The organism is Microbacterium sp. BE35, from assembly GCF_031457705.1.
GTDB lineage: Bacteria > Actinomycetota > Actinomycetes > Actinomycetales > Microbacteriaceae > Microbacterium > Microbacterium trichothecenolyticum.
This window is the reverse complement of record NZ_JAVDXD010000003.1, coordinates 53128-65545: the sequence shown is the minus strand read 5'-3', so window position 1 is coordinate 65545 and position 12418 is coordinate 53128. Positions and strand designations below refer to the sequence as shown.

Annotated in this window: 13 protein-coding genes; 5 read left to right on the top strand and 8 right to left on the bottom strand. The window is 71.2% G+C overall.

Annotated elements, in window-relative coordinates; genetic code table 11:
- Positions 1–9: 9 nt before the first annotated feature.
- The 5 genes from J2Y46_RS11580 to murI form a co-directional block, all read right to left on the bottom strand.
- Entirely contained in the window at positions 10–921 is a 912-nt protein-coding gene (locus J2Y46_RS11580; protein ID WP_310242451.1) for a cation diffusion facilitator family transporter, read from the bottom strand.
- A gap of 68 nt (positions 922–989) precedes the next feature.
- On the bottom strand, positions 990–1604 hold the full coding sequence (locus J2Y46_RS11575) for a hypothetical protein (protein ID WP_310242449.1): 615 nt from the start codon (positions 1602–1604) through the stop codon (positions 990–992).
- A gap of 60 nt (positions 1605–1664) precedes the next feature.
- A complete protein-coding gene (gene rdgB, locus J2Y46_RS11570) occupies positions 1665–2276 on the bottom strand; it encodes an RdgB/HAM1 family non-canonical purine NTP pyrophosphatase (RefSeq protein WP_310242448.1) in 612 nt (203 codons plus the stop codon).
- A 3-nt stretch (positions 2277–2279) separates the two neighbouring features.
- A complete protein-coding gene (gene rph, locus J2Y46_RS11565; protein WP_045296874.1) occupies positions 2280–3026 on the bottom strand; it encodes a ribonuclease PH in 747 nt (248 codons plus the stop codon).
- Between the two features lie 28 nt (positions 3027–3054).
- Positions 3055–3900 carry a glutamate racemase gene (murI, locus tag J2Y46_RS11560; protein ID WP_045296872.1) on the bottom strand — a complete coding sequence of 282 codons (846 nt, stop codon included), beginning with the start codon at positions 3898–3900 and terminating at the stop codon, positions 3055–3057.
- Positions 3901–3941: 41 nt separating this feature from the next.
- Between murI and J2Y46_RS11555 the strand changes: the two genes are divergently transcribed.
- The gene (locus tag J2Y46_RS11555; RefSeq protein ID WP_310242446.1) at positions 3942–5267 is read left to right on the top strand and encodes a nicotinate phosphoribosyltransferase; all 1326 of its coding nucleotides are present in this window, start codon (positions 3942–3944) and stop codon (positions 5265–5267) included.
- Here the strand turns inward: J2Y46_RS11555 and J2Y46_RS11550 are convergent, their stop codons facing one another.
- The 3 genes from J2Y46_RS11550 to J2Y46_RS11540 are packed head-to-tail and all read right to left on the bottom strand — an operon-like array spanning position 5268 to position 8778.
- A complete protein-coding gene (locus J2Y46_RS11550) occupies positions 5268–5534 on the bottom strand; it encodes a DUF3039 domain-containing protein (RefSeq protein ID WP_045296870.1) in 267 nt (88 codons plus the stop codon).
- Positions 5535–5584: 50 nt separating this feature from the next.
- Positions 5585–7150: a hypothetical protein gene (locus tag J2Y46_RS11545; protein ID WP_310242445.1), complete on the bottom strand. Its 1566-nt coding sequence runs from the start codon at positions 7148–7150 to the stop codon at positions 5585–5587.
- Positions 7126–8778, bottom strand: a complete 1653-nt coding sequence (locus J2Y46_RS11540) for an ATP-binding cassette domain-containing protein (RefSeq protein WP_310242444.1) — start codon at positions 8776–8778, stop codon at positions 7126–7128. Before J2Y46_RS11540 ends, J2Y46_RS11545 begins: the two co-directional genes overlap by 25 nt.
- Positions 8779–8973: 195 nt before the next feature.
- Between J2Y46_RS11540 and J2Y46_RS11535 the strand changes: the two genes are divergently transcribed.
- From J2Y46_RS11535 to J2Y46_RS11520, 4 genes are all read left to right on the top strand, one after another.
- Positions 8974–9666 (top strand): phosphocholine cytidylyltransferase family protein, encoded by a 693-nt coding sequence (locus J2Y46_RS11535; protein WP_310242443.1) that lies wholly within the window; start codon positions 8974–8976, stop codon positions 9664–9666.
- Positions 9667–9730: 64 nt separating this feature from the next.
- Positions 9731–10681 (top strand): hypothetical protein, encoded by a 951-nt coding sequence (locus J2Y46_RS11530; protein WP_310242441.1) that lies wholly within the window; start codon positions 9731–9733, stop codon positions 10679–10681.
- Between the two features lie 10 nt (positions 10682–10691).
- Complete coding sequence (locus J2Y46_RS11525) at positions 10692–10928, top strand: hypothetical protein (protein WP_310242440.1); 237 nt, start codon at positions 10692–10694, stop codon at positions 10926–10928.
- A gap of 83 nt (positions 10929–11011) precedes the next feature.
- Positions 11012–12400: a maltokinase N-terminal cap-like domain-containing protein gene (locus J2Y46_RS11520; protein ID WP_310242439.1), complete on the top strand. Its 1389-nt coding sequence runs from the start codon at positions 11012–11014 to the stop codon at positions 12398–12400.
- Positions 12401–12418 lie beyond the last annotated feature (18 nt).

Sequence of the window (12418 nt, the reverse complement as noted above, 5' to 3'; positions counted from 1 at the left end):
CGTCCGGCGCTACGCGTGGGCTTCGTGCTCGACGTGTCCGGCGGGCTCGAGCTGGAAGGTGGAATGCTCGACGTCGAAGTGGTCGGACAGGCACGACTGGAGGGTGCTGAGGATCCCGGCGGCCCGGCCGTCGGTGAGAGCGGCGCCGTCGACGACCACGTGCGCGGTGAATACCGGCGCCCCGCGCGTGAGCTGCCACACGTGCACGTCGTGCGCGTCCACGACCCCGGGTGTCGCGAGGATGTGCTCGCGGATCTCGTGCACGTGCGTACCCTCGGGCGCCGACTCGGCGAGTACCGACACGACTTCGCGCAGCAGGCCTACCGCGCGCGGGATGATCATCGCCGCAATGAACAGCGACGCGATGGCATCCGCCTGGTACCAGCCGGTGGTGACGATGACGATCGCGGCGACGATCACGGCCGCCGAGCCGATGAGGTCTCCGAGGACCTCGAGATACGCGCCGCGCACGTTGATGCTGTGTCGCTGGGCGGAGCTCAGCAGCCACATCGCCACACCGTTGGCCACGAGCCCGACGATCGCGACGACGAGCATGAGGCCACCGGCGACCTGGGTCTGCCCCGGGTCGAGCAGGCGGGAGATGCCTTCGAACGCCACCCATCCCGACAGCACGATCAGGATGACGCCGTTGACCAGGGCCCCGAACACCTCGGCGCGCTGATACCCGAAGGTGCGGCGGTCGTTCGCCGGCCGGGCCGCGACGGTGCTCGCGATGAGGGCGATGACGAGGGCTGCGGCATCCGTGAACATATGCGCGGCATCGGCGAGAAGCGCGAGGGAGCCCGACAGCACCGCGCCGACGATCTGCACCACCATGACGGTGGAGGTGATCGCGAGCGAGATCGCGAGGAGGCGACGGTTGCCCGTCCCTCGGATCCCGGTCGGCGCGTGGTCGTGCATGAGCCCAGGCTAAGCCCGGGACTGCCCCGCAGAGGGCCGTCGCGCCCAGTCGGGAATGAGTGTGATTCTCACTCCCAACCCGGCCGATCTTTGTCGTCCTTGCGGCCGGCCTCCCGCCTCACCTCGATGAAGCTCGCGGCGACCTCGATCGTGCGCGCCGACTCCTGCTGATCCCGCGGCGGGCGTCTCAGACGCGGAGCGAGGATGACGCGGAGCACGATCCCGCTGACGACGGTCGCGACGAGAGCGCCGTTCGAACCGAACACGGCCGGATCGCGATCGAGGCCGCTCACCAGTCCGGCCGCGCCCCACGCGGCTCCCACGCTCGCCGCCCACAAGAGCACGATGCGCCAGCCGCGCCCCAGCAGGGGTGCCTGCGCGGCTCCGACCGCCAGCCCGGTCACGAGCCCTGTGACGCCCGCCGCGATCGTGGCCGCGATCGCGCCGAGAAGGAGCGCGCAGACGGCGGCACCCGCCGCCGTGGCGCCGAGCGACGCCACCGCCCACCGCCAGTCGACCAGCCGGCCGAGCGCGAGCCACTGCGCCGCGCCCACCACACCGCCGATGACCGCGCCCGTGACGAGCGCGCCCAGCGGATCGCGGTTCGTTCCCACGAGGGCGGAGGCGATCAGCTCCCCCAGCGGGAACGCGAGGAAGGTGGGGATCCATCGCACGAAGAACATCGGCCGCTCCGGATGGCTGCTCTCATCCCAGCATGCCCCTCGCGGGCGACGAGGGCGAGATCAGAGCTCGGCGAGCAGCCCGGCCAGCGCGACGAACGCACGCGAGCGGTGGGATTGCGCGTTCTTCTCGTCGGCCGTCCACTCGCCGACCGTCCGCTCGGCCCCTGCCTGCTGCCCGTCGGGCACGAAGATCGGGTCGTACCCGAACCCGCCGGCACCCGAAGGCGCCGACGCGAGGCGTCCGGGCCAGATCCCCTCGACCACGTGCTCGACAGCCTCTCTCCCGGCCACCGGCACGACGAGCGCGATCGTCGAGACGAACTGCGCGGTGCGGTGCGGGTCGCCGATGTCGGAGAGCTGGTCGAGCAGCAGGTCCAGGTTGGCGGAGGCATCCTTCGCATGTCCTGCCCAGTAGGCCGAGAACACCCCGGGGGACCCGCCGAGCACGTCGACGCACACGCCCGAGTCGTCCGCCAGCGACGGAAGTCCGGTGTGGTCGGCCGCCGCACGCGCCTTGATGAGGGCGTTCTCGGCGAAGGTCACGCCGTCCTCGACGGGCTCCGGCCCGTCGTATCCGACCACCTCGAGGTCAGGGCGAGTCGCCGCGACGATCGCCTGGAACTCCTCGACCTTGTGCGGGTTGTGGGTCGCGAGGACGATCTGTCGCGGCATCCGTCACTCCCCTTCCGCGGGCTGCAGCGCCGCGAGCTGGTGCGTCCGCAGGTCCGCGCAGCCGTTCACGCCGAGCTCGAGGAGGGCGTCGAGCTCGCGCTTGTCGAAGGGCGCACCTTCGGCCGTGCCCTGCACCTCGACGAAGAGTCCGCGGCCCGTGACGACGACGTTCATGTCGGTCTCGGCACGCACATCCTCGACGTACGCGAGGTCGAGCATCGGCTCGCCGTCGATGATGCCGACCGACACCGCGGCCACCGAGTCGAACAGCACCTGTGCCTTCTGGCCGATGAACCTCTTCCCGCGGCCCCACTCGATCGCGTCGGCGAGTGCGACGTAGGCACCGGTGATGGCCGCCGTCCGTGTGCCGCCGTCGGCCTGCAGTACGTCGCAGTCGATGACGATCGTGTTCTCACCGAGGGCCTTGGTGTCGACGACGGCGCGCAGCGCCCGTCCGATGAGGCGAGAGATCTCGTGCGTGCGGCCGCCGATCTTGCCCTTGACGCTCTCGCGGTCGTTGCGCTCGTTGGTGGCGCGTGGCAGCATCGCGTACTCGGCGGTGATCCAGCCCTTGCCCTTGCCTGTCAGCCAGCGCGGCACGCCGTTCGTGAACGACGCCGTGCACAGCACCTTGGTGTTCCCGAACGAGATCAGGGCGGACCCCTCGGCCTGGCTCGACCAGCCGCGCTCGATCGTGATGGGACGCAGCTGGTCGACGGAACGGCCGTCGGCACGGGTGATGTCGGTCATGCAGTTCTCCTCCGGAGGGACGGATGCCTCAGCCGAGGCGGCGGGCAGGGTTCGAGGCACGGGGAAGGTCGATGGCGCCGGTCTGCACCAGGCGCACGTCGGTGACCTCGCGGCCCATCAGGCGGTGCGCGAGTCGCAGGAACTCGTCTGCCGATGCACCGGTGGCTTCGTAGACGTGGCGGGGTTCGGCAGCCGGCCCGGCGAGCAGGTCGCGGGAGACCAGCTGACGGTAGACGTCCTTCGCGGTCTCGGAGTCGCTCGACACCAGGCTCACATCCGGGCCCATGACATAGCTGATGGCGCCCTCGAGGAACGGATAGTGCGTGCAGCCCAGCACGAGCGTGTCGACGTCGGCGGCGCGAAGCGGCGCGAGGTACTCCTCGGCGACGGCGAGCACCTCCGGCGAACCGGTGACGCCGGCCTCGACGAACTCGACGAACCGCGGGCAAGCTTGCGCGAAGACGGTGAGACGCTCGTTGACCCCGAGCATGTCCTGGTACGCACCGGAGCTGATGGTCCCGGCCGTGCCGATGACGCCGACACGCCCGTTGCGGGTGGTCGACATCGCCGTGCGCACCGCGGGGTTGATGACCTCGACCACCGGGACGTCATATCGCTCGCGCGCGTCGCGCAGCATTGCCGCGGACGCCGTGTTGCACGCGATCACGAGCATCTTCACGCCCTGGGCGACGAGGTCGTCGAGCACCTCGAGCGCGTAGCGCCGTACGTCGGCGATCGGCTTCGGCCCGTACGGCGAACGTGCGGTGTCGCCGATGTACAGGATCGACTCCTGCGGCAGCAGCGCAGAGACGGCCCGCGCGACGGTGAGCCCGCCGACCCCGGAGTCGAAGATTCCGATCGGCGCGTCGTTCACGAGAATCCACCCTACGCCAGCGGGTCACTAGGCTGACCCGCATGGCCGCCTCGACTGCCCTGCTGACGGACCGCTATGAGCTCACGATGGTCGACGCGGCACTCCGCGACGGAACCGCCCACCGCCGCTGCGTGTTCGAGTTGTTCGGGCGGCGCCTCCCCGGCGCCCGACGGTTCGGCGTCGTCGCGGGCACGGGCAGGCTGCTGTCGCTGATCCGCGACTTCCGCTTCGGCGACGAGGAGCTGCGCTTCCTCCGCGACGAGAAGGTGGTGGATGCCTCGACCCTCGATTTCCTGGAGGGCTACCGGTTCACCGGGTCTGTGACGGGCTACCGCGAGGGCGAGCTGTACTTCCCGGGCTCGCCCATCCTGACGATCGAGGGGACCTTCGCCGAGGCCGTCGTGCTCGAGACCCTCGCGCTCAGCGTCCTCAACCACGACTCCGCGATCGCGACCGCCGCCGCCCGCATGAGCATCGCCGCCGGAGACCGTCCACTGGCCGAGATGGGCTCGCGGCGGGCCGGTGAGTCTTCCGCCGTGGCAGCGGCGCGTGCGGCCTACATCACCGGGTTCAGCGCCACCTCGAACCTCGAGGCGGGTCGGCGATGGGGCATCCCGACGATGGGCACGGCCGCCCACGCATGGACGCTGCTGCACGACACCGAAGAGGACGCGTTCCGCGCGCAGATCGAGGCCCTCGGTGCCGGCACCACTCTCCTCGTCGACACCTACGACATCCACCAGGGCGTCCAGACGGCCATCCGCGTCGCCGGGACCGGGCTCGGCGGGGTCCGGATCGACTCCGGCGACCTGCCCACCGTTGCGGCCGAGGTGCGCGCGCAACTCGACGAGCTCGGCGCGACCGGCACGCGCATCACCGTGACGAGCGACCTGGACGAGTACGCGATCGCCGCGCTCGCGGCATCCCCCGTCGACTCCTACGGTGTCGGCACATCGGTGGTCACCGGATCCGGAACGCCGACCGCCGGCATGGTCTACAAGCTCGTCGCGCGGCAGGACTCGGACGGCGGATGGGTCGGTGTGGCGAAGGCTTCGACCGACAAGGCGTCGAAGGGGGGCCGCAAGGCCGCATTCCGCACGCTCGACGCGGGTACCGCGACGAGCGAGCTCATCGTCGTGTCGGACGGCTTCGAAGCCCTCGACACCGCGTCGGCCCACCCCGACTCCCGTGCCCTGCAGGTGCAGCTCGTGGTCGACGGCGAACCGGATGCCGCATATGAGGGACCCGACGGCGTCGAAGCGGCGCGCGCGCATCACTCGCGCGTGCGCGAAGAGCTGCCCGTGCGCGGGCTCGCCCTCAGCCGATCGGACCCGGCGATCCCGACGGTCTACGCCGACGCGGAGTGATCAGCCCTGGAGCGACTCGTAGATCTCTTTGCAGGTGGGGCACACGGGGAACTTCTCGGGGTCGCGGCCCGGTGTCCACTTCTTGCCGCACAGTGCGCGCACCGGCTTGCCCGTGATGGCGGACTCCAGGATCTTGTCCTTCTTCACGTAATGAGAGAAGCGCTCGTGGTCACCCGGCTCGATGTTCTCTTCTTTGAGGAGCTCTTCGAGCTCGCGATCGAGGGTCGCGATGCCGCCCTGGTCAGGGCTGTCCAGCGGGGTGCTCATGGTCTGCCAGTGTAGTCGGGGCGGGCACGGCTGGGGCCCGTCCGCGGGAGTCAGGTGGACTCCGCGAACTCCATGAGCCGCCCGCCGCGACGCTCGAAGACGATGGCGCCGACGCCGATGCCGACCACGAGCACGCCGAGTCCGATTGCCAGGCCTGCCCACAGCGCCGTGTCCGCGGCATCCGTGTCCCCCTGCAGAGCGAGCCAGCCGCACCACAGGACCGGTGCCGACACCACGAGCGCGCCGGCCATGACGCTCCCCTGCGCGATCGCGCCGTTCGCGCCGGTGCGCTGCGGCTGCTGGAACGGGCTCTCACCGGGCCGCGACACCGCGTAAGGCGCGACCACCGACGAGATGCTGGAGAGCCCCAGGCCCGAGAGGAACAGCGCAGCGCACACGCCGGTGAGGGCCGGGAGCACCGCCCATCGCCCGTGCAGCAGCGTCGCCACGGGGATCGCGACGGCGAGCAGCGGGACTCCGACGAGCAGCACGGGCACCAGCCGGCCTATGCGGTCCGAGACGCCGCGCACACCGCTGGCGATGTGCATCCAGACAGCGGTGGAGTCGTAGGCGACGTCGTCGTGCGGCAGCCAGCCGAGGAAGAGCGCCGCGAACGGCACCGGCACGAGGGCGACCAGCTCGGGCGGAACGCCGGCGATGAGCAGCGGCACCACCGTGATCGCGGCCGCGAACGGGATCACGAGGCCGTTCACGACGTAGCGTCTGTCGCCGAACCAGTAGACGAGGCTGCGCGCCGCGATCGCACCACCGGGCGTGCCCGGGGCGACGCCGAACCAGCCGAGTCCGCCTCGCTCACGACCGGTGCCCGGACGCTCGGTCGTGGTCAGCAGCCGATTGACCGCCCACACCCAGAGCATCGCCAGCAGAACGATGGTTCCGACCGCGATGAGCGCAGACAGCCATGCGTCGCCACCCGTGATCACCATGCCGGGAAGAGCCCAGGCGGCGCCGAGCGGAGTGAGGGCCAGCCAGTCCACGGCCTCGAGCAGCTGCGGCGGGACGCTCCCCTGCCATTCGAGCGAGGCGAGGAAGACGCCCACCGGAACCACGACGACGAGCACCACGAGCACGAAGACGCCCGAGAGCTCGCGCGATCGACGGTCGCGGAGGAACAGCGAGGCCAGCGCCATGCACACGCGCGCCAGCAGGACGCACGTGAGCACCCCGAGCAGCACGCTCAGGATTCCGACGATCACCGGCACGCCGTGGTCGGCCCACACGATGGCGGAGCACACTGCGACGGCGAGCAGCACCAGGATCGGCACGCTGAGGAATCCGGCGACCGCGAGGACGAGGGCGAGGCTGCGCCGCGGAAGGCCGAACAGGGCGAATCGCCGCGGATCCAGCGGGTCTTCCACGGAGCCGAACAACGGGGCGAGCGCGAAGCCGAGGGTCACCGCCGAGCCCCCGAGGACGGTGACGGCGAGCACCTCCTCGGTGGAGGCATCCTTCAGCGTCAGCAGCGCCCAGCAGGCCGCCACCGTCGCGGCGGCGAGGATCAGCAGCGCACTGACCACGCGCACGACATGGCCGGCGTGACCGCGGAACGTGCCGACCAGCAGCGCGAGCCTCAGTCGGAGAATGTGTGCAGCCACTCGAGGCCCTCCACGTCGCTGAGTCCTCCGGCCAGCTCGACGAAGCGCTGCTCGAGCGTCAGCTCGCCGCGCACCTCGTCGACGGTGCCCTCCGCGAGCACCTGGCCGGCCACGATGACCGCGACGCGCGTGCAGACGCGCTCGACGAGGTCCATGCCGTGGCTCGAGAGGATCACCGTGCCGCCGTGGGCGACGTAGGTGGAGAGGATGTCGAGGATGATCGCGCTCGAGACCGGATCGACCGCTTCGAACGGCTCATCGAGCACGAGCAGACGCGGCGAGTGGATCAGCGCGCCCGCGAGCATGACTTTCTTGAGCATGCCCGCCGAGTAGTCCGAGACGCTCCGGCCCAGCGCGTCCTCGAGGTCGAAGGCGCGTGCGAGATCGGCGGTGCGGCTCTCGACGACGGCCGGCGGGAGCTTTCGCAGCACCCCGTAGTAGTAGAGGAGCTGGCGGCCGGTGAGTCGGTCGAAGGTGCGCAGTCGATCGGGAAGGACCCCCATCATCCGCTTGGCCGCGAGCGGTTTGGCCGCCGCATCCACTCCTCCGACATGGATCGTGCCCCGATCGGGCTCGAGCAGGCCCGCGATCATCGAGAGCGTTGTCGTCTTGCCCGCGCCGTTGGGTCCGACGAGACCGTAGAACGTGCCCGCCGGGATCGTGAGGTCGATGCCGTCGACGGCGTGGGTGCTGCCGAACCGCTTCGTGACGCCGCGCAGCACGAGGGCGTCGGCGGATGCCGCAGCCGCCGACGCGACCGCGTCCAGCGAGACGGCCGCGGCCAGGGCCTCGGGGTCGAGGGTCGTCGCCGCCTCCGGGGCCGGCGCGAGCGTCGGCTCGAGCGGAGCAGGCGAGGCGCTCTGCTCCACCGCGGCGCCGGCCGGCTCGGCGGGCGCATCAGAAGGCTCGACCGCTGGCGTGGGCTCGACGACCCCCGCGGGCTCGGCCACGGGCGCGGACTCGACCACGGGCTCAGCATCGACCACCGCCGCGGTTTCGGCAAGGGTCGTGCTCTCGACGGGGGCCTCGGGCTCGGCCGCCTGTTCGGGCACGATCGAGGCTTCGGGCACGATCAGGGGCTCGATCGCGGGCTCGGGCTCGGGCTCGATCACGGCCTCCGGCTCAGCCGCGGGCTCGATCACGGCCTCCGGCTCAGCCGCGGACGCGGACTCGGCATCCGGCTGGGCCTGTGCCTCCGTCTCGTACGCGGCGTCCTCCGTTGCCGCGCTGTCGTCGACGGGCGTCGCGTGGTCGACGGACACCGCCTCGGCAGCATCCACCGGCGAACCATCGCCCGCACCGGGAAGCGGCGGGCGCGGCGGAACGACGATGCCGGCGGCGGCGCTGGCCGCGAGCTCGAGATCGCTCGGAAGGGGCGGCGGCGGCCCTGGGTCCGGAGCGGGCGCCGGCTTCGGCTTGGGCTTCGGCTTGGATGCAGCCGGCGTGCGCTTCTTGCGCGGAGCGGGCGCGGGTTCGCGACTCTCGTCGGTGCGCGGCTTGCGCGGCGGGCGGCGGGGCTTGTCGGGAACCGGTGAGACCGTATCGGCGAGGCGTACGACGCGCGCGCTGGAGTGACGGTCCGGCTCTTCCGGATCGATGTCATTCGGCACCGGGAGGGAGGCTGTCACTGAACCAACGTATCAAGCGGGCCCGATCGCGGCGGAGTTGGTCTCGCCGCGTCGCGGCATTCGCGTTATGTCACAAATCGGCAACGGGAGCCGCCCATTATGCGCCTTCCCAGGCCTCATCGCTACCATGGTCGAGGCACGAAGGGGTGTCGCGCCGGTGAACCGGCAGTGAATCACGCACTTCAGGAGCAGATTTTGACCCTTCAGACCGTCATCCTCGCAGCCGGAATGGGCTCGCGGCTCGGCCGCAGCCTGCCCAAGCCCCTCACGGAGCTCGGCGACGGCCGCAGCATCATGCAGCAGCAGCACGACAACATCCGTGCCGCGTTCGGCCGCGAAGCCAAGATCACGACCGTCGTGGGCTACCGCGCCGAGACCATCGTCGAGGCGTTCCCGGACGTCGACTACGTCTACAACGACCGCTACGACCAGACCAACACCTCCAAGAGCCTCTTGCGCGCCCTCGCCAAGACGGGCAAGGGCGGCGTGCTCTGGATGAACGGCGACGTCGTCTTCGACCCGCGCGTGCTCGGACGCGCCATCGAGCTCATCGAGCGCGACCGGTCGTTCGTCACGGTCAACACCTCCAAGGTCAGCGACGAAGAGGTCAAGTACACGGTGACGCCGGAGGGCTTCATCGACGAGCTGTCGAAGACCGTCAAGGGCGGCATCGGCGAGGCCGTCGGCATCAACTACATCTCCAGCCGCGACAAGAAGGCGTTCATGCGCCACCTGACGCGCGTCGACGACCAGGACTACTTCGAGCGCGGCCTCGAGCTCGCGATCGCCGAGGACGGCGTGCTGCTCGAGCCGCTCGACATCTCGGACCTGTACGCCGTCGAGGTGGACTTCGCCGAGGACCTCGAGCGCGCCAACCTCTTCGTCTGACTCAACGCCGCGAGGCTGTCAACCCCGGTCCTGCGCTCAGACTCGGCCGCATAGACTCGGCGCGATGACCGACAAGGTGCACCAGATCCACTCCCTCCCCGGCGACGCGCCGTGGCAGGGAGGGCTGCCGCCCGCTGGGTCCGACGAGCATCCCTTCACGATCCGTGCGCTCGACCGGGTGCTCGCGATCCAGCGGCCGGTCGTCCTCGCGCACCTGCGCAGCATCCGTCTACGGCATCCGGAGTCCTCCCCCGCCGACATCGTCCGCATCCTCGAACGGCGCTATCTCGCTGCGGTGACCTCCGGCGGCGCCGCGGTCGGCGCGACCGCGGTCGTTCCGGGGATCGGGACGGGGGTGACGCTGGCGCTCAGCGGCGTCGAGACGGTGGCGTTCCTCGAGGCGACCACACTGTTCGCGCAGTCGGTCGCCGAGGTGCACGGCATCCCGGTGTCGGATCCCGACAGGGCGCGAGCCCTGGTGCTGACGCTCATGCTCGGCAAGGAGGGCGTCGACCTCGTCGCGCAGCTCGCCGGGCAGGCCGCCGGTCGCGGTCCCTCCCGTTCGGGCTACTGGGGCGAGCTGATCACCAAATCGCTCCCCCGCGCCGCGGTCGGGCCGCTCGTCGACCGGCTCAAGACGACGTTCATCCGCCAGTTCGCCGCGCGGGGCGGCGCGTCGTGGATCGGCAAGGCTCTGCCGTTCGGCATCGGCGCGGCCATCGGCGGCGCCGGCAACAACATCCTCGGGCGACGGGTGCTCACCGGCTCCCGGCGGGCCTTCGGGATGCCTCCGCAGGTGCTCCCGCCCGAACTCGAGCCGCGCCCGGGCGCCGACCGGATCGAACGCCTCGCCGGACGCAGCATACGTCGTGCCGGAGAGGCGGTCGTCGGCGGTGTCGCGCGCGGCGCGTCCGGTGCCCGACGCATCACGGCCCGCGTGATCCGTCGGCCGCCGCAGGCGATCGAAGCGCCCGTTCCGACCGAGGACGGAGCCTCCTCCCCGCCCGCGGGGTGACAATGGCGTCATGGGACTGTTCAGCAAGCTCCCCGAAGAGCCCGTCGAGTGGGCGGGTCTCCCGTCGGAGCCTGCGCGCGCCGAGACGCGGGCGGAGTGCTTGACGGATGGCGCAGCCGTCGATCTCGGCGCCCTCGGCCTCGGCGACCTCGCCGTCGGCGGCGGAGGAGCCGTCGAATCGATCGTCATCCCGGTGACGCCGGTCATCGAGATCGCCGAGACCCAGGAATCCGGCGCGGACGGGTAGCAGGCGGAATTCCACTGCGCTTTCTGCAAGCGCTTGCAGCGGGTCCTCGACACGCCCCCGACCACGGGCATACGCTCACAGGTATGGACAGCACGTTGGCGTGCCTTGCAGCGTGGATGCCGCGGCAGCGGTGGTACGCGGCGAAGGGGAGACCGCCCAGCCTGCGCCTGCTCTCGTGGTGGGATCTGAGCACGGTATCCGGCGACGCCGACGACGAGGACGCCGGCGCGCGCATCCGCACATTCCTCGTCGCGGATGAGGGGGCTCTCCCGGCCGTCCTGTACCAGATCCCCGTCGTGGAGCGTGCGACGGAGACCGTGGGCGCGGACCCCGACCACGTCATCGGCAGCCCGGTGCCGGGAACGACCTTCATCGACGGCCCCTTCGACCCCACCTATGCCCGGGCTCTGCTGCGGCTCATCTCGGCCGGGGGCACCGCTCACGGGCCGCAGACCACGGCGATCGGGCGGGCCGCGGGCTCAGGCGGAGCTCCGTCCGGTGCGACGTCGCGCGTGATCACCGGCGAGCAGTCGAACACCTCGCTCATCTTCGAGGGCGACGGCGCTCCGGTGATCTGCAAGGTCTACCGGCAGTTGCACGCGGGACTCAATCCCGACATCGAGCTGCAGGAAGCGCTGGCCGGGGCGGGATCGCCGCATGTGCCGCGCCCCGTCGGCTCGATCGAGGGGACGTGGCCCGACCTCGCCACCGCGCACGGCACCGTGCACGGGTCCCTCGCCTCCGCGCAGGAGTTCCTGCCGGGGGTCGAGGACGCGTGGCGCGTCGCGCTGCAGGCAGCCGCCAAAGGCGACGACTTCCAGGACGCGGCGCGCGCCCTCGGCACCGCGACGGCCGAGGTGCATGTCGCCCTCGCGGAGTGCTTCCCGACCCGCACCGCGACGGACGCCGACCGTGAGGCGACGGCGGCCACGTGGGAGCGAAGGTTCGCGATCGCCATGGCCGAGGTTCCCGAGATCGCCGGTCGGCGGGGTGCCGCGGCGGCGGTGTACCGTCGCGCGCTCGAGGTGCCCTGGCCGCCGCTGCAGCGCATCCACGGCGACTTCCACCTCGGGCAGGTGCTGCACTCCCCCGACCGCGGCTGGATCATGGTCGACTTCGAGGGCGAGCCGCTGCGCCCGATGGCCGAGCGCACGCAGCCCGATCTCGCACTGCGGGATGTGGCGGGAATGCTCCGCTCGTTCGACTACGTCGCGGGTTCGCTGCGCCTGGACGACCCGGATCGCTCCGCCGACGCGGTGCGCGCGTGGGCGCGCGATGCCCGCGGGGCGTTCGTCGACGGATACGCCGCGTCGGCGGGCGGGCTCGACCCCCGGCATCCGCTCCTCGCCGCGCTCGAACTCGACAAAGCGGTGTACGAGGCGATCTACGAGGCCCGCAACCGGCCGACGTGGGTTGCGATCCCGCTGCGCGCGATCGCGCGCCTGGTCGAGCGTCCTACCCCGGTGGCCTGACGCCGCCGGAGGATCGCC

Bases quoted from the DNA above. Each gene is read 5' to 3' on its own strand.
- J2Y46_RS11580 (WP_310242451.1), bottom strand. From the start codon at position 921: ATGCACGACCACGCGCCGACCGGGATCCGAGGGACGGGCAACCGTCGC.
- J2Y46_RS11575 (WP_310242449.1), bottom strand. From the start codon at position 1,604: ATGTTCTTCGTGCGATGGATCCCCACCTTCCTCGCGTTCCCGCTGGGG.
- J2Y46_RS11550 (WP_045296870.1), bottom strand. From the start codon at position 5,534: ATGAGCACCCCGCTGGACAGCCCTGACCAGGGCGGCATCGCGACCCTC.
- J2Y46_RS11530 (WP_310242441.1), top strand. From the start codon at position 9,731: ATGACCGACAAGGTGCACCAGATCCACTCCCTCCCCGGCGACGCGCCG.
- rph (WP_045296874.1), bottom strand. From the start codon at position 3,026: ATGACCGACATCACCCGTGCCGACGGCCGTTCCGTCGACCAGCTGCGT.
- J2Y46_RS11525 (WP_310242440.1), top strand. From the start codon at position 10,692: ATGGGACTGTTCAGCAAGCTCCCCGAAGAGCCCGTCGAGTGGGCGGGT.
- J2Y46_RS11520 (WP_310242439.1), top strand. From the start codon at position 11,012: ATGGACAGCACGTTGGCGTGCCTTGCAGCGTGGATGCCGCGGCAGCGG.
- rdgB (WP_310242448.1), bottom strand. From the start codon at position 2,276: ATGCCGCGACAGATCGTCCTCGCGACCCACAACCCGCACAAGGTCGAG.
- J2Y46_RS11555 (WP_310242446.1), top strand. From the start codon at position 3,942: ATGGCCGCCTCGACTGCCCTGCTGACGGACCGCTATGAGCTCACGATG.